The organism is Commensalibacter communis (genome assembly GCF_947179015.1).
GTDB classification, from domain to species: Bacteria; Pseudomonadota; Alphaproteobacteria; order Acetobacterales; family Acetobacteraceae; genus Commensalibacter; species Commensalibacter communis.
Genome location: NZ_CAMXCM010000003.1, coordinates 137,372 through 158,051 on the forward strand (window position 1 = coordinate 137,372; position 20,680 = coordinate 158,051).

The window sequence follows — 20,680 nt, forward strand, 5'->3', positions numbered from 1 at the left end:
TATTTTGAATATTTAAAAATAGTTTATGAAATGATTTGGGTTATTTTACATGTTTTACGATCAAAAAATTAGCCGCGGATTATCTTTATTATCCGAAGGGAAGATCCAAGAAGCGGATGTAATTTTTTGCGATATATTAACAAAAGAACCTAATTTTGCAGATGCTTTATATGGCCGTGCTTGCGTTGCCAGGGCTGTTGGCAATCATGCGCTTGCCATAGGCTTGGCAGGACAGGCCATCGAAAGTAAATCATGTTCTCATTATTATATACCATTAGGACTTTCGTTATATGAACAAGGACATCACATAGAGGGAGAGGCAGCGTTAAAAAGTTCAATCTTAATAAATCCTTATGACTCCAGGGCTTATCACGCACTGGCTTTAATTCAAGAAGCAATGGGGAATAAACAAGACGCAGAGATCACTTTTCGTAAAGCGATAGAATTACAACCCTCATCACTGACATATTGGAAAGCGTTGGTTCAATTTTATTACCAAGGGGAAGCGTACGATCAGGCGTTAAATATTGCCAAAGATGCTGTTAAAAATAATCAAGATAAAATAGAATTCTTACATGAGCTCGGTGTGCTTTTAAATCAGATGGGATTGTTAGGCGATGCGGAACGTGTCTTTCGTAAAATAGTACGTTTAAATTATAATATTATTTCTGCTTATGCAAATTTAGGCGCTGTTTTGTTTCAACTTAATCGCCTGAAAGAAGCTAAAGATTATTTATTGTATGCATTTGAACGTGAGCCTGAAATTATAGAAACCCAAGTTAATTTAGGGTTGGTACAAATGGGGCTTGGTTTTTTGTTAGAAGCCAAAGTGTTACTACAAGATGTCTATGAAAAAGCCCCAACAGATCCTCGTATCGGATTAAATCTTGGCACTGTTCTTTTTGAGTTACGTGAATTAGACGAGGCGGAAGAACTTTATCACCGTCTGTTAGAACCAAATGCCTCCAATTCTGTAACCGCAGAAGAATATCATAAAATAGAATATAATTTATCGATGGTGTTATTGGCTAAAGGAAAATTTATCGAGGGATGGCAGCATATGGAGGCTCGCCATTATTTATTAAATCATGTTGTTGATATTGATAAGATTCCAGTATGGAACGGCAAAGCGCATGCTGAAACAATATTAGTTCGAGCAGAGCAAGGCTTGGGCGATACGCTGCAATTTATTCGGTATCTACCCATGCTTTTGCAGCAATATTCTATCGTCATGGAAGTCCCAAAAGAATTGGTGCGTTTGTTAGAGATTGCTATAAGTCTTTGTAAATCAGAACATTCATGTATTGTTATTGAAAAAAATAGTGTTGTACCAGAGAATATTACCCATCAAGTCATGTTGATGAGCTTGCCTTATCTTCTTCAAACTCAAAAGATTCCCCAATATCAATTGTATTTGGAAAATTGCCAAACAGAACCTCTCGCTGACCATCTTAAAATTGGACTTTGTTGGATGGGAAATCGTGGTAATCATTTTGATTTGTTACGTTCGATACCCCTATCAGATTTAACTTCTTTACTTAATATTCCCAATATAGAGTTCTACGCATTACAAAAGGGACTTAAAAAATCAGATTTGCCAAAAGGGTTTACTGGTATTATACCTCACGGAGATTTGTTAAAAACGGCTCAGTTTATTCAACAATTGGACATAGTCATTACTGTTGATACTGTTATTGCGCATTTGGCTGGAATATTGGGTAAGCCTGTATGGTTATTAAATCGCTATGGTGGGGATTGGCGTTGGTATCCAGCGTATCAGAATGAAAAAGGATATAGTTCATGGTATCCAACATTACGAGTATATCAACAAAAACAGCTCTTACCTCCAGTTCAAGCATGGAATAACTTGATAGAGGAGGTAAAGGCTGCATTAATTAAGATACGATAAAATCTTTATCGTTTTAAAGTTCTTCTTTCGGTGGTGCAATCTCCATTTGAATAATAGAAGCTGTACTATTGGGTTGAATACCCGTAATATTTTCTTCTATTTCTTCCAACACTTTTAAAATGGCTTCGCGAATGATAGATAAGCGCTTCTTATCCTGTATTTTCAATCCAAAAACGTCTTTGACATAGAAAACATCAACGGCTCTAATACCGTAGGTGGTGATATGTGCAGAACTAATCTGTAGTTTTTGTTTTCTAATCGTTTTTGTCACATCATACAATAATCCGATGCGATCGCGTCCATTCACTTCTATGACTGTGAAACCATTAGAGGCTTGATTATCGATGACCACTCTTGGAGGCACATGAATAGCACGCATGCGACGACCATATAACATGTTACGATTACAATCTTGTAGGCGTTGTTCGATATCAATAGCGCCAGCCAAAGCAGAGGTAATCAGTTCAACCGTTCGTTCAAGACGAAGAGGATCATCAAAAACATCTTGTGCGGCATCTTGTATCCAAAATGTATCCAGTACCATACCGTTGGTTAACGTATGAATACGTGCATCGACAATGGAGGCACCAGCTACAGCCAATGCACCTGAGATTTTTGAAAATAAACCGGGATGATCTGCTGCATAAACTGTGACTTCGGTTACGCCACGATCAGGTAAAGGATAGGTGCGTATGGTCAATGGAGCCTGCTTATGATGTGCTTCTATAATCATCTGAGCATGACGTATATGTGTATTTTCATCAAAAGATAACCAATAGCTTGCATAGCCTAAATGCATAAAAAAATCGACATCAGTATTGGGAATATTGATAATTGAAAATTGCTTGGTCAAATTATTTTTAACGCGATAAACGCGTGTATCTCGCTCTTGTGTAGCGAGACTGCCTTCTAAAACTTCTGCAACACGATTATAAAGCTCAGTTAACAAGGTGGCTTTCCAAGCATTCCAAACTTTTTTATTAACTGCACGCATATCAGAAATCGTTAATAAAAAGAGCAATCGTAACCGTTCAGGGGATTGAATGGTATCAACTAAATCTAAAATTGTTTTGGGATCATCAATATCTCTTTGAAACGCAGTATGGCTCAATAACAAATGATGCAGAATTAACCAAGATACTGTATCGGTTTCTTCTGCAGTCATGTTAAGACGAGAACAAATGGATAAAGCCATTTCAGAACCAACTTCGGAATGATCTCCACCTCTACCTTTACCCATATCGTGTAGTAGAGTTGCCATGTATAAGGCTCTTTTTGATTGAATTCCCTGCAGTAATTTATGAGCAAATTGCAAATCATCTTGGTAATACCCAGCTTCAAGCATTGCCAGCAATTTGACGGCTTCGATGCTATGTTGATCGACCGTAAAGATATGATAGGTGTCAAATTGCATTTGCCCTACCATACGCCGCCATTCTGGCATTAACTGCCCCAATATACCTGTTTCATTCAGGATATGAAGCCAGTTTGTATTATATTGATCCTCTGGAGGGGGATAGATAATCGTGTTTTTTTCTTCTTGATGATCGTTTTTTTGAAGTAACTTATAGCGGGCTTTGGGGGATAAAAACGTTGGTGTATCACATAATAAATCAAGAAATATGTTAGAAGCCTCGACATCACCACGTAATTGAGCCGCTTTACGTTCCCATCGAATTAATTGATGAACCGCTAAAGGATGTATAGCACGTTTTTGAGTTTGTGCTAGCTTTAATAAGCGCATCATTTCAATGGGATCTTTTTCAAAAGAAATATGTGCTGTGGGCAAGATTTTGCCTTCTAGCAAAGTACATCCTGTATGAGGGATATATTTGCCACTTTCAAACTTATTTAATTTTGCCTTTTGAGTATAAAGCGTTAATGCAGATTCAATGACGTAGGTCAAGCGCATCACTTCTCTAGCAGTAAGGAAGTAATGGCGCATGAATCGTTCTACACCAACTTGCTGTCCATGTTTGGTGTATCCGATACGCCCACCAACAACAGGTTGCATGTCAAACGTTAAACGGTCCTCGGCTCTGCCTGAAATATAGTGCAGTTGGAATCTGACCGTCCATAAAAAATTGTGCGCGCGTTGAAGACGATGAATTTCTTGTTCTGTTAACAGACCGAGCTCGCTGATTTTTGGTGTTAAAAAATCGCTAAATTGGTCAGAACCCAAGGTGATACGGTATTCCCAACAAATAGTTTGTAGATCTCGTAACCCCCCTTTACCTTCTTTTATATTAGGTTCGACTAAATAAGGCGTTTCACCAAATTTTTTATGACGATTTTCTCGCTCTTTGCTTTTTTCTAAAATATAACGTGTAGCACCGATTTCTTCGCATAAATTGACGAAATTGGTTGTAAAACGATCAAATAGCTTTTGGTTGCCTCTTAATAGTCTGGCGTCCAATAAAGCGGTTAAAATTGTTATATCGTCTTTTGCGGCGGTTAAACATTGTGTAATAGAGCGTATTGCATGACCGATTTTAATCCCCAGATCCCATAAAAAATATAAATGTTGTTCAATGGTTTTTAAAAGCTCTTTTGATGGATTTTCTGGTGTTATGAATAGTAAATCAAGATCACTGAAAGGGGCGAGGCATCTTCTGCCATAGCCACCAGTTGCTACAAACGCAATTTTATTTTTATCATCATCAGATTTTAAGGATTGATGATAAATCAGATCAAATAATACAACCATCAACCCATCTGTATATGCGGTCAGTTGTTTGCTCGCTTGTAACCCTGATAGTCTATTTTTTTCAAAATCAGTACGAACCTGTGTCTGAATACGACCCAAGTGGCGACGAAAAATTTGTAATAATTCATCTCTTGATAAATTTGGATTTTCACGAAAAGCGACGCGTATTTGTTCACGAAACATTTCGGTTGCTTGAGTAGGGTCAGAAGATATATCAGTGACAGGGTGCTTCAATTTTTTTAAACCTGTTAGCAAAATTAATAAAATATTAATAAATAGACATAAATAATATTTAAGCAGATATATTTATTTATCAATAAGCTTTTTAAGCTCATAAAGAATATTTAATGATTTTTTTGGTGTTAATTCATCAGGATCGATTGTTTTTAGAATATTTTCGATTTCTTTATATTCTTTTGGCAATGAATTTGTATTTTTTGTTCCTTCAAGAGTGGGGGCAGGTAAGGGCAGAGTGATTTGCGGATTATGATATTGCTTTTCTAAATTTGCTAATAGATGTTGCGCTCGCTGCAAAGTGGGTAAGGGAACCCCCGCAAGTTGTGCAACATGGATACCCCAACTATGTTCAGCGGCCCCGGGAATGACTTCATATTGAAAGATAATGCTATTTTCCCATTCTTGGACTTTCATGGTAAAAGGTTTGCATGATTGTAGATGTTGGGTGGATTCTACCAATTCATGAAAGTGGGTTGCGAAAATGGTGCGACATTGGATGGTATTATGTAACGTTTCCAGCATTGCCCACGCAATTGCCATTCCGTCCAACGTCGAGGTACCTCGACCAATTTCATCAATAACAACCAAAGACTTTGGCCCAGCTTGATTTAAAATAGAGGCTGCCTCGGTCATTTCAACCATGAATGTTGATCGACCATGTGCCAAATCATCAGAAGCCCCAACCCGAGAAAATAGATGATCAACGATGCCGATTTTTGCCTCGCTGGCTGGAACTGGCAATCCCGCTTGTGCAAGAATAACGCTTAGAGCCACTTGTCTCAAAAATGTTGACTTTCCAGCCATATTTGGCCCTGTTAAAAGCATAATCTTTTTATTATGGGATAAATCACAAGAATTCGGCGTAAAAGTTGCTTTTTGTTGCATGGCAGCTTCTACGATAGGATGACGACAATTGGTTAATATGAAATCTGTGTCATCGCTAAGTGTTGGAATACACCAATTATGTTTGGAATATAAAACAGCACAAGATTGTAGCACATCGATCATCGCAATAGATTTGGCCAGCAAAGGCAATGTTTTTTCTTGTAACGCCTTCTCGATTAGCTCACAGAAAAGTTGCCTTTCTTTTTCAGCAGCAAGAATATTGGCCTCTAATATTTTTTCACTCAGCTCATTGAGTTCAATAGTTGTAAAACGTGAGAGATTGGCTGTTCCTTGCCGTAAAATAAGATCAGGATGATCGCGGAGCTTTGTGCCAGAAGTCGCGCTAACTTCTATAATATGACCTAGCTGTGTGTGATGTTTGATCTTTAGCGTGCTAACACTAAACTTACTTCTATAGTCTTCTTGTAAACCAACAATTACTTGGCGACTATTATCCCTCAGGCGACGATAAGCATCTAGCTCATCATTATATCCAGCTTTAATGATAAAGCCTTCTTCAAGTTTTAAAGGGGGATTTTCTTCTAATGCAGCACGAAGTGCTTGTAACAGTTCTTCACCATATAAAAAATATTCGGATATATTTTGAATGATTGAACAATTACGCCCTGTTTCCTCTTTGAAGGAGGTCAGAATATTGGAAATGTTTCGTCCAATTTCTAATCCATTCCGAATAGAGGCTAAGTCTCTTGGCTGGCCTCTGCCCAATGATAATCGACTGAGAGATCGTGCAATATCTGGGGCACCCTTTAACACTTTGCGTAATTCTGTTAATAAGGTGGCATCTTGGTGCAGATAACTCCAGCCTTCTTGTCTTTTACGAATAAGCTCAATCTGGGTCAAAGGAGCAGAAAGCCAACTGGCCAGCATGCGTGCTCCAGAAGCCGTTATTGTATGGGAAACACTTGAAAAAAGAGTGAATTTTTGATCGCCATTACTATTTTGTAAAATATCCAAGCTATTTCGTGTTGCTGGATCAATGGCTAAAATCGTTTCATATTGCTGGGACTGAGGACGTGCAAGTTGAGGTATTTTTCCTGCTTGAGTTTTTTGTATATAATGAACCAGCTCATACCCAGCGATAATTTCTTCGTCATTAAAATTACCAAAAGCATCCAATGTATTGACGTTAAAAAGCTCAGAAAGCTCCTTCTGGGCAGTCTTAAGGGTATGTGTTTCACGAAGATCAGTGCGTATATTTTCATAGTCTTTTAATAGAATGTCTTTAGAGCACAAAATTTCCGAGGGATTAACACGTCCTAATAGATCGTTTAATTTTATTTTATCAATAAAGCTCGTTTCGAAAATACCCGTTGAAATATCAATCCATGCCACCCCTAATTTGGATGTTTTATTTTTTAATTGAGGAATGATGGATAAAACATAATTTGCTTGACCAGCGTGTAACAACTCATCTTCGGTCAATGTTCCAGGTGTTATAAGTCGAACAATAGCGCGAGATAACGGACCTTTTTGGCCCTTTGGTCGATCGGTGGGGCTTTCAGTTTGCTCGGCAATTGCAACCTTAAACCCTTTTTTGATTAAACGAGATAAATAATTGGGCGCTGTTCCAACAGGTACACCACACATGGGAATAGGATTTCCCCCGTGATTTCCCCGAGAGGTTAAAGCAATATCAAGAGCATTGGCAGCAGCCTCAGCATCCTTGAAAAATAACTCAAAAAAATCCCCCATGCGAAAAAAAAGTAATGCATCGGGATACCAGTTTTTTAATGAAAACCATTGTGCCATTACTGGGGTGGCACCCTCGGGTGATGGGATTGTCATTCTCACTCGTTTAGTTCAGTCGTCGATCGTTAATACAATTGAAATATTATTTTAATATCTTCTTTTTAAGCCTAGTAGAAAATTGCCGTAAGTCAATGACTTTGAACAAATGCAATGTCATACCATATAGCAATCCACCAATTGAAATTAACAATATTACTGAAAATAGACGATATAAGATATTTTGTTCTGGTAAATTAATAAAAAATAGATGTGTTATTGCTATCAGAATGAAACACATCATCAAGGATGCCCCCGTCATTGCTACGATTCGTTTTATCAAAGGAATAGGTACAGATAAAGCCTCTCTTTTATATAATATCACCGCCAGTATAATTACGTTAATAATGGCAGCCATACTGTTAGCAAGGGGCGGTCCCATATAGGTGAGAGGTTTCATGAAAATAAGGTTTAGAATCAGATTCAAAAAGATCGTAAATACACCAATTTTAACTGGGGTCGATGTATCGCCTCTGGCAAAGAAACCTGGTGATAACACTTTGATTAACACAAAGGCAGGTAATCCGATGGTATACATTTGCAAAGAGAGAGCAGAAGCATAAACATCTTTGACAGTAAATGCCCCATGACCAAAAAGTGTTGAAATGACCGGTACAGCGATACTAAATAATCCAAATGCAGCAGGTAACGTTAAAAGCAGACTATAATCGATTGCTTTATTTTGTGCATCAAAAGCTGCATTTGGATCTTTGTTTTGCAATGCTTTTGTTAAAATAGGTAAAAGCGTTGTTCCAGCTGCTGCCCCCAGCACCCCAAGAGGAAGCTGATTAATACGATCAGCAAAATACATTACTGATACGCTGCCAGTGGGTAATAAGGTTGCGATAATCGTGCTGATGGTTAAATTAATCTGTGTAATACCACTTCCAACAATTCCAGGAGCCATTTTTCGGAATAGATGGCGAATATCTTCGGTCAATTTTGGAAAACATAATTTTATTCGCATTCCAGCGTTTCTGGCGGCATATAATAAAATGCCCAGCTGGACAAATCCTGACAAAGTCACCCCCCACGCAGCAGCCCATGCTGCATTTGGCATAAAGGGGGTTAACCATAATAAGGCTGCAATCCCGACGATGTTAAAACTGACATAAGCAGCAGCAGCAACACCGAAATGATGCAGACTATTTAAAACCCCAGCCACCAAAGCTGCGGCGCAAATTAATATCATATAGGGAAACGTAATACGGCTTAGAGCCACCGCTTCATCATAGCGCATTTTATCAACGGTAAAACCAGGGGCTATAATCCTTACAATCTGAGGCATAAAGATTTCTGCTAAAATTGTAATGATGAATAAGATCGTGATTAAAACGCTAAAGGATTCATTGGCAAACCGTTGTGCTTCTTTTTGGTTTTTATTGGTCAGCGTCATGGTGAATAAAGGCACAAACGCTGCGTTAAAAGCACCTTCACCAAAAAGGTTGCGGAACATGTTGGGTAGACGAAAAGCAACTTGATATGCATCTTGCAGAGAGCCAGCCCCTAAAAAAGCAGCAAGTAGTTGGTCTCTGACCAAACCGAGTAGGCGGCTGATCATTGTCCAGCTGCCTACGGTTAAAATATTTTTTAACATTCTTATCCTAAAAAATAAAATGCATATAACAGTGTGATTTTGTTGCGTATCACTCTATTTTAAAAATCGTAACAAGTTCTTTCAATCGCATTAATAAAACGTTTAGAGGAAGGACTGGTCATACTGGAAAAGGATTTATATAACTTTCCTTGGCGATTTAAAATATATTTATAGAAATTCCATCTTGGCTGCCCTAAAAATCCCCCTTGCTTTGCCAACCATCTGAACAAAGGGATCGCGTTTTTCCCTTTTACGTGGCTTTTTTGGGCCAAAATAAAGCCAATATTGTAACGATTATTACAAAAATCTTGAATTTCTTCATCTTTCTCAAACTCTTGTTTTCCGAAATCGGCTGATGGAATACCAATAATCGTTAATCCCCATTTGCGATATAACATCCACAAATCTTGCAAACTCTCATATTGTGGTGTGAATTTACAGTGGGAAGCGGTGTTTACAATTAACAAAGGCTTACCACGATAGTCGTTTAAATCAATCGTTTTTCCTGATTGTATGGGAAGGCTAAAATCATAAACGGTTTGTTCAGGCATTTTGATTCCTTGGTAAATCAATTATTGTTAATCAGTCTAGTATAAATAGATTTTATTCATTGCCTAGAGGTCTAGACATTAAAATATTTTGTGCAGTTTGGATGGTAATTTCTTCGTTTAAAATGTGGGTAACGGCTTCGATAATCGGTGTAATGACATGATGTTGTGTTGCCCGTTGAAGAATAGCTGGTGCTGTCGTAACGCCTTCTGTAACGGTTGTGCGTTGTGCCAGTATATCTTTTAATTTTTTTCCTTGCCCCAGTTCAAAGCCCAAAGAGTAATTTCTTGATCCTTGTCCTGTGCAAGTTAAAATCATATCCCCAACACCTGCTAGTCCTGATAGGGTCATGGGATCACCACCAAGCCCTGTGCTAAGCCGTGAAAGCTCTGCGATTCCACGGGTAATAATCGACGCTCTGGCATTTTCGCCAAGCCCAGCGCCCATTGCTATGCCAGCTGCAATCGCAAAAACATTTTTTGCGGCACCACCAATTTCCACACCAATAGGATCTGTATTGGCATAAAGACGAAAGGTAGAAGTCGATAGTTTATTGGCTAGTTCTTGTGCGAGTTTTGGATTTTTAGAAGCTATGACACTGGCGGTAGGATAACTTTTGGCGACTTCGTGGGCAAAATTAGGACCTGACAAAGCACCATGCTCTCGCTTTGGATAAATTTCCTCAAGTATTTCAAGAGGGAATTTCAGGCTGGTTGTTTCGACACCTTTGCAGCACGCAATAAGCGGGGCAGTGGGTGGCATATAAGGCAAAATAGAACGCATATATTGTAATGGAACTGCCAAAAATACAATATCGGCCTTTGTCGGGAATTGATTGCTGACGGTAATGGTCTCAGGAATAGAAACACAATCAAGGCGCGACAAAGTATGCGTGGTTGGATTGGGTAATTCTTTGCGGCTCCATAAATAAACATTGGCACCCGTTCTGGCCATTTGTAGGGAAAGTGCAATTCCCCAAGCGCCAGCACCAATTACAGCAATATTTATGGGCATTACTTATCCTTTAATGTTTAAATCGTTCTGACATCTCAGATAAAGGCCAACGAGGGCGCGGTAATAGTGAGATATCATCAATGAGTTTATTGGTATTGGAGGCTTGATGCAATATTTCAATGGCTGCCCAACCAATCATAACTGCGTTATCTGTACAATATTTCATGGGCGGGGCAATAAATGGTAACTTATATTGTTCTGCCAGTGCAAGCAGACGCTTTCTAAGATATTGATTGGCTGCAACCCCACCTGCGGTGGCTAATAATGTAGTATCTGGTACCATTTTGATCGCATTTTCTAAACGATTAATAATTGCAGTTGTGATGGCTTTTTGAAAACTTGCTGCAATATCGGCGGCTAATTGCCTTGGCAAAGTATCTGTATTCTCATAACCCGTCAGCAAGTTAGCTACGGCAGTTTTTAAACCAGAAAAAGAGAAGTCACAACCAGGTCTGCCATATAAAGGACGTGGTAATGAAAACGCATTTTCATCACCTTCTTTGGCTAACGCTTCGAGGGCAGGCCCGCCAGGCCAAGAAAGCCCCAACATTTTTGCAACTTTATCAAATGCTTCACCAGCAGCATCATCAATGGTTCCACCAAGGCGTTGATATTCACCGATATTCGTTACGTGAATACATTGGCAATGCCCACCAGAGGTTAAGAACAAAAGATATGGAAATTGAACTTGCACAGAAGAAATATTCGGGATTCGAACAGTCAGGGCGTGGGCTTCAATGTGATTAATACCAATGAAGGGTAGATTTTGTGCCAAAGCTAATCCTTTGGCAAAGCTGCTGCCTACGATGACTCCGCCAATTAATCCAGGGCCGCATGTTGCAGCGATGGCATCAATTTCTGACCAGTCTAGTTGTGCTTGGGACAGTATCTTTTTTACCAATGTTGATAAATGAGAAAGATGCGCTCTGGCTGCGATTTCTGGCACAACACCGCCAAATTCAACATGTTCTTTTTGAGAGTAAATTTGTTCGGCAAATACGGTGCCATCAGACTGCACCAAAGCACATGCTGTGTCGTCACATGATGATTCTATCGATAGAATTGTCAGGTTCTTATTTGTTTTTATCTTACTTTGGTGTATGGATGGCATCATAATGCATTTCTTTAGTTAATTATTAGTCACGATCAAAGAATAAAGTTTATCTTACAATGAGCACGGATACAGTATTACATATTTCTTCTAACTCTGCTTTGCAAGAAGTTGCAGCAAAAGCGTCGAACAAAGGGTTACAGGATCATCATGATGCTTATAAAAGAAAGGGACTGCCGTTGAGGGTAGGGACAAGGGGCTCTCCACTCGCACTTGTTCAGACTCGTAATTTCTTGACAAGATTAACGCAATTTTGTCCATTATTACGTGAATTGGGTGCGTTTCAAGAATTTCAAATTAAAACCTCTGGCGATAAAATCCAAGATCGACGGTTGGCCGATATCGGTGGTAAAGGATTATTTTCTAAAGAAATTCATGAACAATTAAGCGCTGGTAATATTGATTTTGCTGTTCATAGTTTAAAAGATTTGGAAACGACGCTCCCTGATGGATTGGTATTGGCTTGCACATTAAAACGTCAAGATGCAAGGGATGCATTGATTGTAAATGCAAAATATCGCCCTGTAGATGCGGATTATCCTTTTGATTGCTTGCCCCAAGGTGCCAAAATTGGGACGTCTTCGGTTCGCAGACAAGCTCAATTATTACATGTTCGTCCAGATTTAGAAATTGCTTTGCTTAGGGGCAATGTGCAATCTCGTTTAGATCAAGTGGCAGCAAATAAATATGATGCAACCTTCTTAGCCGCAGCAGGGTTGCAACGCTTGGGAATGGAAGATCGGATTGATGTTCTCTTAGACCCCTCGGTCATGGTGCCAGCAGCCGGTCAAGGCATTGTCGGTGTTACTGTGCGCGAGGCAGATGTAGAATTAAGAGAAATGTTGTCGGCGATTGAAGATAAAGAAGCAAAAGCGGTTGCAACCGCAGAGCGTGCTTTGTTGGCAGAATTAGATGGTTCTTGTCGCACGCCGATTGGTGGGTATGCTCAATTAATGCCTGTAGTAGCAGGCGGAGAGCCTGAATTGCATTTGGTTGGTTTGGTTGCCAGCGAAGATGGCACCTTCTTGTTAAAGAAAGAAATCAGTGGTTTACCTGCTGATGCAGAATTATTAGGGCGAGAACTGGGAAAAGAACTACGTAAAGACAGTCCTGCTGATATTTTTAATGAGTAAAAAAAACAAACCGTATCTCGTCATTACAAGGCCTGAACCTGGATTAAGTGAAACTGCTCAAAAAGTTGCTCAATTAGGTTGGCAACCATTATTGATGCCTGTGATGACAATACATTCATTGCCTTTTGAATATTCAGATATGGACGGTTTACAGGCGATTATTTTTACTAGCCGTCAAGCGATCATTCCAACGATACAGCACTTCATAAAACAACATGTTACCTTTCAACATATTCCAGTGTTCACCGTGGGTGATATTACTGCACAGGATGCTAAACAAGCAGGGTTTGTTCATGTCATTAGTGCGGGGAAAGACGTTGTTGCCTTAGCTAAATTAATCACAAGGCAATTATCGCCAGATAAAAGAAAATTGTTTTTTCCTTCGGCCTTGGGACAAGGACAATTATTGGTCGAATTGTTGCAACAATCAGGATTTAATATCGTCCAACGCGCTGCTTATAAAACTGAATCTATATTAAAATTGCCAGATGAATTTACATCACAATTACAAGCAAAAGCTATTAATAGTATCTTGTTCTTTTCGTCCGAAACGGCTCGTTTTTTTGTTGAATTAGTTCCAACAGAGTTGCAACATTATTTTCAATCGATCCAAGCTATTGGAATAAGCTCTAAGGCAAAAAAATATTTAGAACATATGTCGTGGCGTTCTATTGAGATTGCCGCTCATCCCAATACAGAAGAAATGCTCTGTTTACTAAAAGAGCATTTCTAGTTTTTTTCTTAAGCGTGACCAGCTTCAGTTTGTGTTTGTGCAGCTTGTTGTGCTTGTTTATTTTGCCATAAAGATACAAAATCAATAGGTTGTAAAATAACGGGTGGGAAACCACCATCTCTGGTTACATCGCCGATAATATTCCGTGCATACGGGAAAATAAGACGAGGAACTTCTACTAATAAAATAGGTTCAATGAGTTCTTCTGGTGGATTATTCAAAGAAACAACGGCACAATAAACCAGCTCAGTCACAAATACAATGCGGGGTTGTGTTTGATCTTCTCTTGGAGATTCTGTTGCTTCAACTTTTAGTGTTAAGCTAACTTCATAAACATTTTCTTCACTAAGACGATTTGCATTGGCATCAATGGCAACAGAGATTTGAGGGGCATCTTCTAATGTTGCGAAAATAGATGCACCATGAGGAACCTCAAAAGATAAATCTTTTGTAAATTGTATATTTAGTGTTAATGGAAGAGGAGGCGGAGCTTCTTCTAAATGAGCATCAGAAAGATTATTCATTGTATCAGACATAATGAGCCTTTAAATTAAATATTCGTTTGTTCAAAAAATAGTTTATTAAAGCAATTATATCATGATTTTTGAAAATGATAAAATTAAAGTAAATATTTTTTGTAATGTGACAAAATATAAATATATTGTAGTATAGATCATGGTTTAACATTTCTTTTTTATTAAGAATTTTATTAGGTTAACAGGTTTAAAATGGGTTTTTCGATGGCTAATTTTCCAATAGATATCGTAATTTTTGCTTTGCTGGCAGGATTTTTAATTCTGCGTTTGCGTAGTGTTTTGGGGAAAAAGACAGGTTTTAACAAAGAGGATCGGGTTGTGTCCCCTTCTAACAGTGCTGTTAATCGGTCACAGATTATCAATAATAATCAAGATAAACCTGTTGAGCCTGTTAAACCAAAGGTGGAAATCAATATTCCTGCGCCCGATACAGAAGCGGGACAAATGTTAAACAGAATTTCACAGCTGGATTCCTCTTTCGTCACTCAAAAATTTGTTGAAGGTTCCGAAGTCGTCTTTCGTAAAGTGTTAACTGCTTTTGCCAATGAGGATTTAACCGTTTTAAAGTCAATGTTAGTACCTGATGCTTATCATGCTTTTGAATCGGCCATTATTGCACGGAAAAATTTACAAGAAAAACTAACTATTGAGATTAGATCTATTCATTCTATTACACTGACCAAAGTGCAATTGATAGAGGATGAATCTATTAAACGCGCTACCATCGAAGTGCAGTTTATTTCCAATCAAATCAATTGTACATTCGACAAGGATAGTAATCCTATCATAGGAACAGAATCGGTAACTGAATTTATTGATTCTTGGACATTTGAACGTTTATTAGGAACTGGAAACCAAGGAATTTCTTGGCGTTTAAAGTCCGCACGCAGTGGCAAATAATCTTCATTATTAAAGTATTTATAGGGATATTATGAAGTCTGTTCTTCGTTATTTTACTATTTTATTGGCAGGTGGTCTTGCGGCTTGTGTTCAAACTCAAGAAAATCTTTCTGACTTTTATCCTGTTTCATACCAGAATTTGTCAGGTTGGGACAAAGAGAATTACGGTCAGTTACTGACTCTATTTCGTCAAAACTGTCAGTATTTAGAGAAATTGCCCCCAAATAGACATTTAGGGGGTGTTCAGGGTTTGTTTGGTGGCCAAGCGCAAGACTGGTTGCAATCCTGTAATGCCGCTAATGCTGTGAATGTTGCCGATCCTGCTCAAGCAAAACAGTTTTTTGAAGCATGGTTACAGCCATATCAATATACGATCAGTGGCACGACGGGCAAAGTTACGGGATATTATGAGCCCGATGTTAAAGGGTCAACAGTGCGCACGGATGTTTATAATGTGCCTGTTTATGGGAAGCCTAGAGATTTGATCGCCAGAAAAAATACAGATGGTCAAATTGAATATGGCTTTATACAGGGTGGCTTGTTTGTGCCATATTACACCCGTGCGCAAATCGATCAAGGTGCTTTAAGTGGTAAAGGGCTAGAGATTGCTTGGGTAAAAGATCCTATTGATTTGTTCTTTATGCAGATCCAAGGATCAGGAAGAATTGTATTACCAGACGGTCAAATTTTGCGTTTAGGCTATGCTGGTAAAAATGGCCAACCGTATACGGCATTAGGTCGGTTAATGATTGACCAAGGGTTAATGGATTCCCAATCAATCAATATGTTTTCAGTAAGGGCGTGGTTACATAGTCATCCTGAACAAGCTGTATCCTTAATGGAACAAAATAAAAATTATGTTTTCTTTCGCCGCTTAACCGATCAACGTCATGATACTGGACCCATTGGAACATTGGGCGCTCCACTAACTGCGGGACGTTCTGTTGCTGTTGATAAGCAATGGATTCCCCTAGGGGTGCCTTTATGGCTTGAAACGACAATGCCAAGCCCCGCTCAAAACCAGACAGATAGTTTGGTTAGATACCCATGGAAGCGCATGGTTTTTGCGCAAGACGTTGGCGGGGGCGTCACGGGAATGAGTCGAGTTGATTTATTCACGGGATGGGGGGCTCAAGCGGGATGGTATGCTGGGTTGATGAACGAGGAAGGAAAAGTTTTCATATTGTTACCGCGTCGTTCGGAACAACAATCTTTGCCTATCACAACGACCCAGCAACCTTCTGCCCAATGATAAGGATCTAGGGTGTCTCCTAAGAAAAATAAAAAAATTGACATCTTGGTCGAGGAGGAAACTTCTCGACCTTATAGTTTCAAGGTCGGTAACCATACATTAGTTCGTGGTGATTGTTTATCTGTTTTGCAAAAAATGGATGATGAGTCCGTTGATGTATTTATCACTTCTCCGCCTTACAATCTTGGAATTGCTTATAGTGCTTATAAGGACAAAAAAGAAGAAATAGAATATTTAGACTGGCTTGAAACGATTTGTATTGAGATCAAAAGGATCATGAAAAGAGATGGTTCATTTTTCTTGAATATCGCAGGATCATCCTCGTACCCTTGGTTGCCGTTTGAGTTAATGACCAGACTTAGACAACATTTCTATTTACAAAATCATATTGAATGGATCAAATCGATTTCGATTGGTGATGATAGTCATGGGCATTTCAAGCCTGTGGTCAGTAATCGTTTCTTGCATCGTAACCACGAATATTTATTTCATCTGACTAAAACGGGCAAAGTTCCTCTGCAACGTTTGAATGTCGGTGTTCCTTATAAAGATAAGACCAATATTAAGCGTAGAGCCCATAGTCATGATCTGCGATGCCGAGGGGATGTTTGGTTTATTCCTTATAATACAGTTCGAAAAAAATCTGAGAAATTTAATCATCCTGGCACCTTTCCAGAGGCCTTACCTGAAATGTGTTTAAAATTACACGGTGTTTCAAAGCCAGTGGTGGTTGATCCTTTTATGGGAACGGGAACAACATTGTTGGCAACCCACAGAGTGGGCGGGCGAGCAATAGGTATTGATATTGATAAAAACTATGTCAAAATTGCCAAGGAAAGAGTAAAAATGTTACACTCAGAAGGTGAACGTCGTTCAAAATTATAAAATGAATAGGTTTTTACAATTGCTTTTGATAGTATCCCGACCAATTGATTTATTTAAATGAATAAGTTTTAGATATTAGTTAGAAAGCGGATTATGAAGAAACTGATCTTAGCCATTATTGTCCTTGGGGCAGTGGTATATGGTGGAACCGTTTGGTATTTGAATGGGTTTGATCATAAAACCGCCCCTAAATTGGCGGAAAATTCACCTTCACGTAAAGATGCTGTGGCAATGGCTGCTTTTGATGTGTTAACAGAAGCACGTTGTGATTATTGTCACTCTGAAAAGGTAGCATTGCCTTTTTATTTCAAATTGCCTGTTGCCAGCAGTTTGATGGAAAAAGACCGTCTAAAAGGGCTTAAAAATTTCCGTATGGAACCAGTTATTGCTGCTCTGGAAGAAGGTAAACCTGTTGGATTGGTTGCGTTATCTCGAATAGAGTTCGTGATGCAACGTAACTTAATGCCTCCTTCACTATATTTGTTAATGCATTGGCATTCTCGCCTTTCAGAACAACAACGTGATGATGTTATTAAATGGGTTCAACAAGAACGTAAAAAATACTATGCCACCCAAGGTGTTGCAGAGCGCTTTGCTGGCGAACCTGTACAGCCTATTCCAGAATCTTTACCCGTTGATCCAAAAATGGTTGCCTTAGGTAAAAAACTATTTTTCGAAAAAAGATTATCTGGTGATAACACTTCGAATTGTGCTTCTTGTCATGATCTCCAAAAAGGTGGTGTTGACGGATTGGTAACTGCCACGGGTATTTATGGACAAAAAGGTCCAATTAATGTTCCAACAGTTTATAACGCAGTCTTTAATCACAGTCAGTTCTGGGATGGTCGTGCGGTTGACCTAGAAGATCAAGCTGGAGGTCCAGTAATGAATCCATTAGAAATGGGATCAAAATCCTGGGAAGATGTTGCTACGAAATTACGTCAAGAACCTTCATATGAAAAAGACTTTACAGAAGTATTTGGCAGCCCGACAATCGATAAAAAAACGATTACAGATGCAATTGGTGCCTACGAAAAAACCTTAATTACGCCAGACAGTCCTTTCGATATGTATCTAAAAGGTGTAGATGGTGCGATTAATGCCCAAGAAAAACGTGGCTATCAGTTGTTTAAAGAAAATGGTTGTGCAAGTTGTCATAACGGTGTTGCCCTTGGTGGTGCAGCCTATGAAGAACTTGGACTACAGAGTGATTATTTCACAGACCGTGGCGATAAATCGACGGATGCTGATATGGGTCGTTTTAATTTTACCCACCAAGAATCAGATAGACACAGATTTAAAGTGCCTTTGTTGCGTAATATTGCGTTGACGGGACCTTATTTCCACGATGGTAGCGTTAAAACGCTTAAAGAAGCTGTGGAAAAAATGTTGAAATATCAAACCCCTTATCATAAATTATCAGATCAAGAGGTTAATGATATTGTTGCTTTCTTAAAAACATTGACTGGTAAATATCAAGGTCAATCTATTGATAAGTTGGCACCATAATCAATAAAGATTGTTGAAAATCTTTTGACCTTTCACTGGTTTTCTGGTGAAAGGTTTTTTTATTCTATATATTAGGTCAAATCATTTCATTGAAGGTTGGTAAATTGGCAAGAGGACGACAATTAAATAAAGAAGAACAATCTTTATGGGATAATTTTGCCAATCGAATCAAAGGGATTCGTCAAGATAAACAGCGCGAATTGCCTGTAATGAAGATTGCGTATGATGAGCGACCTGATAATCATAAAAGACTATTAGCAAACTCATCGCGATCACAGAAACTCGTTCAAACAGAAACTTTTATCCAATATTATAAACTTTTTAAGAAAAAACAGGAACAACCAATCGAACAAAAATCTTTTATCAATATTGGGGAAAAACAAGCAGGTTTAGATACAAATACGTGGAAGAAATTACATAAAGGTCAAATGCAACCTGAAAAGATTTTGGACTTGCATGGATATACAGCACAGCGCGCTTTTTTTGTATTAGAAGAATTCTTGATTCGATCACAGCGAAGTAATATTCGTTGTGTAGAAATTATCACTGGGATCGGAACAGGATATAAAGAGGGTGGGATTCTTAAAAGAGAGCTCCCTTATTGGTTAAATCGCCCCGTAATACAATCTTTGATCTTAGGGACGACTTATCCTGCACAATGGAATGGTGGCGCAGTTAGAATTTTATTGAAACGTAACCGTTAAGTTCTCAATTATTTGACCATTTTGTAAATTTGGCATTCAGCCATCGTTGTAACGCCATCGTTGTAATCAGTTGAGGACACATTTTACTGATGGTATCAATACAAGCTGCATTCTCTTGGAAGATTACATTATTTTTTTTAGCCAAATCAATTATTTGCTCGTTTTTCAAGAGTTTACTGGTATTCAAACGCCATTTTGCTACGAGTGCAGAGGGGGTGAGCATTGGCAGCATAATAGAAACATTCATTCTGGATGCAAGTGCAAGTGCATTCCATGCTTCAAATAAAGTATTTCCAGTTTTATAGTGGGGCAATTGACTATATAGATCACTAAATTTGGGCCCAAAAGTTGTGGTGTTATCAAGTGAAAAAAAAGTATGTAGACCATCCTTGAGTAAGCTCGGTAAAGCAGCAAATGCCTCCGGAGTGCTTAGTTGTATGACATCAACATCTCCTTTCTTTAATGCTTGAACTGCGGTGGAAAAATCAGTCAATCCTTCAACAGGAATAGTAGTAATTTTCAGAAGCTCAATTCCAAGAAGTGTTGGTAATTCCTTGCCTATGATAGAAGATACAGCTACTTTCATCGATCTGTTTTTAAGGAGATCAGGAATAGAATTATGAAAAGGTTGACGAGCAATTGTAATCGATGGAGACAGGCTGCTTAATATAGGAATCCATCTTTCACAATCGTAATGCACACGTTTATCCCCTGACATAGAGGCGATAAATGGGTTGCCAGAAGTCAATAATGCAGTATTGCCGTCTGGAACTATTCTTGTGTCGAACAGATTTGCCCCAGTTATCCCATCATATCCTGATGTATAACGTAAAGGAACAGGGGCATTATCTTGTAAGCTTGACGTAAACACAGAGGAAAATTGTGATGCCCATTCTCCTACATCACTCTTCTCTGATCCTCCTACGATAAAGGAAAAACTATTATTGCTTTTGGATGTTTGTAAAGCACCCATAGGCATAACTTCATTGGCATTTGCTTGTAATGCCGTTGTTGTTAGACTGGCTCCTGCGAGAGAGAGGATACGAAAAAATTGACGTTTGGTTACCGATAAAGGCATTTCGTGTATTATTTCTTGTTTTTGTATATGTATAAAAGAGAAGAGGCTATTATTATGAAAGATTTTAACGCACGTTAAAAGTTTTTTCTTACATGAGCTAAATTTTCATATAAATATAGCAATTTAAAGGCAAAT

16 protein-coding genes are annotated in these 20,680 nt (G+C 38.7%); 8 read left to right on the forward strand and 8 right to left on the reverse strand.

Going from position 1 to position 20,680, the window contains the following annotated elements; translation table 11 throughout:
- Positions 1-49: 49 nt before the first annotated feature.
- Complete coding sequence (locus PQG54_RS07325; RefSeq protein WP_271788491.1) at positions 50-1,909, forward strand: tetratricopeptide repeat protein; 1,860 nt, start codon at positions 50-52, stop codon at positions 1,907-1,909.
- Between the two features lie 13 nt (positions 1,910-1,922).
- Here PQG54_RS07325 and PQG54_RS07330 read toward each other — a convergent pair whose 3' ends face one another.
- The 6 genes from PQG54_RS07330 to tsaD form a co-directional block, all read right to left on the reverse strand.
- Positions 1,923-4,850: a [protein-PII] uridylyltransferase gene (locus tag PQG54_RS07330; protein ID WP_271788492.1), complete on the reverse strand. Its 2,928-nt coding sequence runs from the start codon at positions 4,848-4,850 to the stop codon at positions 1,923-1,925.
- A 72-nt stretch (positions 4,851-4,922) separates the two neighbouring features.
- Positions 4,923-7,544 (reverse strand): DNA mismatch repair protein MutS, encoded by a 2,622-nt coding sequence (gene mutS / locus PQG54_RS07335; protein WP_271788493.1) that lies wholly within the window; start codon positions 7,542-7,544, stop codon positions 4,923-4,925.
- Positions 7,545-7,590: 46 nt separating this feature from the next.
- Positions 7,591-9,141, reverse strand: coding sequence for a murein biosynthesis integral membrane protein MurJ (murJ, locus tag PQG54_RS07340; protein ID WP_271788494.1), 1,551 nt, complete (start codon positions 9,139-9,141; stop codon positions 7,591-7,593).
- Positions 9,142-9,200: 59 nt separating this feature from the next.
- Entirely contained in the window at positions 9,201-9,692 is a 492-nt protein-coding gene (locus PQG54_RS07345; protein ID WP_271788495.1) for a glutathione peroxidase, read from the reverse strand.
- Positions 9,693-9,744: 52 nt separating this feature from the next.
- Entirely contained in the window at positions 9,745-10,704 is a 960-nt protein-coding gene (locus tag PQG54_RS07350) for an NAD(P)H-dependent glycerol-3-phosphate dehydrogenase (RefSeq protein ID WP_271788496.1), read from the reverse strand.
- Between the two features lie 10 nt (positions 10,705-10,714).
- Positions 10,715-11,818 (reverse strand): tRNA (adenosine(37)-N6)-threonylcarbamoyltransferase complex transferase subunit TsaD, encoded by a 1,104-nt coding sequence (gene tsaD, locus PQG54_RS07355; protein WP_271788497.1) that lies wholly within the window; start codon positions 11,816-11,818, stop codon positions 10,715-10,717.
- A 56-nt stretch (positions 11,819-11,874) separates the two neighbouring features.
- Between tsaD and hemC the strand changes: the two genes are divergently transcribed.
- Both hemC and PQG54_RS07365 read left to right on the forward strand, forming a co-directional pair.
- Positions 11,875-12,948, forward strand: a complete 1,074-nt coding sequence (hemC, locus tag PQG54_RS07360; protein WP_271788498.1) for a hydroxymethylbilane synthase — start codon at positions 11,875-11,877, stop codon at positions 12,946-12,948.
- Positions 12,941-13,681 carry a uroporphyrinogen-III synthase gene (locus tag PQG54_RS07365; RefSeq protein WP_271788499.1) on the forward strand — a complete coding sequence of 247 codons (741 nt, stop codon included), beginning with the start codon at positions 12,941-12,943 and terminating at the stop codon, positions 13,679-13,681. The genes hemC and PQG54_RS07365 overlap by 8 nt, the downstream gene beginning before the upstream one ends.
- Positions 13,682-13,689: 8 nt before the next feature.
- Here PQG54_RS07365 and secB read toward each other — a convergent pair whose 3' ends face one another.
- The gene (gene secB, locus PQG54_RS07370; protein WP_271788500.1) at positions 13,690-14,217 is read right to left on the reverse strand and encodes a protein-export chaperone SecB; all 528 of its coding nucleotides are present in this window, start codon (positions 14,215-14,217) and stop codon (positions 13,690-13,692) included.
- Positions 14,218-14,421: 204 nt separating this feature from the next.
- On the opposite strand from secB, the gene PQG54_RS07375 reads away from it, so the two are divergent.
- From PQG54_RS07375 to PQG54_RS07395, 5 genes are all read left to right on the forward strand, one after another.
- Positions 14,422-15,117 carry a Tim44/TimA family putative adaptor protein gene (locus tag PQG54_RS07375; protein WP_271788501.1) on the forward strand — a complete coding sequence of 232 codons (696 nt, stop codon included), beginning with the start codon at positions 14,422-14,424 and terminating at the stop codon, positions 15,115-15,117.
- Between the two features lie 31 nt (positions 15,118-15,148).
- A complete protein-coding gene (gene mltA / locus PQG54_RS07380) occupies positions 15,149-16,369 on the forward strand; it encodes a murein transglycosylase A (protein WP_271788502.1) in 1,221 nt (406 codons plus the stop codon).
- Positions 16,370-16,381: 12 nt separating this feature from the next.
- Positions 16,382-17,254, forward strand: a complete 873-nt coding sequence (locus PQG54_RS07385; RefSeq protein WP_370866871.1) for a DNA-methyltransferase — start codon at positions 16,382-16,384, stop codon at positions 17,252-17,254.
- Between the two features lie 93 nt (positions 17,255-17,347).
- Positions 17,348-18,763 carry a cytochrome c peroxidase gene (locus tag PQG54_RS07390; protein ID WP_271788503.1) on the forward strand — a complete coding sequence of 472 codons (1,416 nt, stop codon included), beginning with the start codon at positions 17,348-17,350 and terminating at the stop codon, positions 18,761-18,763.
- A gap of 89 nt (positions 18,764-18,852) precedes the next feature.
- Positions 18,853-19,467, forward strand: coding sequence for a Smr/MutS family protein (locus PQG54_RS07395; protein ID WP_271788504.1), 615 nt, complete (start codon positions 18,853-18,855; stop codon positions 19,465-19,467).
- Between the two features lie 4 nt (positions 19,468-19,471).
- On the opposite strand, the gene PQG54_RS07400 is transcribed toward PQG54_RS07395, so the two are convergent.
- Positions 19,472-20,545 (reverse strand): hypothetical protein, encoded by a 1,074-nt coding sequence (locus tag PQG54_RS07400; RefSeq protein ID WP_271788505.1) that lies wholly within the window; start codon positions 20,543-20,545, stop codon positions 19,472-19,474.
- Between the last annotated feature and the right edge of the window lie 135 nt (positions 20,546-20,680).

Coding starts and splice junctions, on each gene's coding strand:
- PQG54_RS07325 (WP_271788491.1), top strand. CDS start 50: ATGTTTTACGATCAAAAAATTAGCCGCGGATTATCTTTATTATCCGAA.
- mutS (WP_271788493.1), bottom strand. CDS start 7,544: ATGACAATCCCATCACCCGAGGGTGCCACCCCAGTAATGGCACAATGG.
- murJ (WP_271788494.1), bottom strand. CDS start 9,141: ATGTTAAAAAATATTTTAACCGTAGGCAGCTGGACAATGATCAGCCGC.
- PQG54_RS07345 (WP_271788495.1), bottom strand. CDS start 9,692: ATGCCTGAACAAACCGTTTATGATTTTAGCCTTCCCATACAATCAGGA.
- PQG54_RS07350 (WP_271788496.1), bottom strand. CDS start 10,704: ATGCCCATAAATATTGCTGTAATTGGTGCTGGCGCTTGGGGAATTGCA.
- tsaD (WP_271788497.1), bottom strand. CDS start 11,818: ATGATGCCATCCATACACCAAAGTAAGATAAAAACAAATAAGAACCTG.
- hemC (WP_271788498.1), top strand. CDS start 11,875: ATGAGCACGGATACAGTATTACATATTTCTTCTAACTCTGCTTTGCAA.
- PQG54_RS07365 (WP_271788499.1), top strand. CDS start 12,941: ATGAGTAAAAAAAACAAACCGTATCTCGTCATTACAAGGCCTGAACCT.
- secB (WP_271788500.1), bottom strand. CDS start 14,217: ATGTCTGATACAATGAATAATCTTTCTGATGCTCATTTAGAAGAAGCT.
- PQG54_RS07375 (WP_271788501.1), top strand. CDS start 14,422: ATGGCTAATTTTCCAATAGATATCGTAATTTTTGCTTTGCTGGCAGGA.
- mltA (WP_271788502.1), top strand. CDS start 15,149: ATGAAGTCTGTTCTTCGTTATTTTACTATTTTATTGGCAGGTGGTCTT.
- PQG54_RS07390 (WP_271788503.1), top strand. CDS start 17,348: ATGAAGAAACTGATCTTAGCCATTATTGTCCTTGGGGCAGTGGTATAT.
- PQG54_RS07400 (WP_271788505.1), bottom strand. CDS start 20,545: ATGCCTTTATCGGTAACCAAACGTCAATTTTTTCGTATCCTCTCTCTC.